Genomic DNA, 431 nt, shown 5'->3' with positions numbered 1-431 from the left:
GCTGGTCGACGTGGACGACGACAACGAAGTCACGTTGCTATTGGCCGTCGACAAGCCACTGGAAATCGAGGTCACGCCGGATGACAACGAAGTCACCGAGCTATTTGTGCTCGACAGGCCAGACGACAGCGAAGTCACCGAGCTTCTGGTGGTGGACAGCCCGGAAGACAGGGAAGTGACATTGCTGTTCGCGGAACTCAGTCCCGACGAAAGGGAGGTGACGTTGCTGCTGGCGGTGGACAAGCCGCTGGAAAGCGAGCCGACGCTGGTCAAAGTGGACGACGACAACGAAGCCACCGAGATATTGGTGCTCGACAGCCCCGACGACAGCGAGCCGATGGAGCTCGTCGTCGACGACAAGCCCGACGACAGTGACGTGACGCGGCTATTCGTGGTGGAGAGTCCGCTCGAGGTCGAGGTCGACAGGCTGG

1 protein-coding gene is annotated in these 431 nt (G+C 60.8%); it reads left to right on the top strand.

Annotated elements, in window-relative coordinates; translation table 11 throughout:
• On the top strand, positions 1-431 hold a 431-nt coding region (locus HW466_RS32170; protein WP_208456265.1), incomplete at both ends, for a hypothetical protein.

The organism is Burkholderia territorii (assembly GCF_902833055.1).
Classification (GTDB): Bacteria; Pseudomonadota; Gammaproteobacteria; order Burkholderiales; family Burkholderiaceae; genus Burkholderia; species Burkholderia territorii.
The sequence above is the reverse complement of the archived record's forward strand: the minus strand, read 5'-3'. Positions and strand labels throughout refer to the sequence as shown.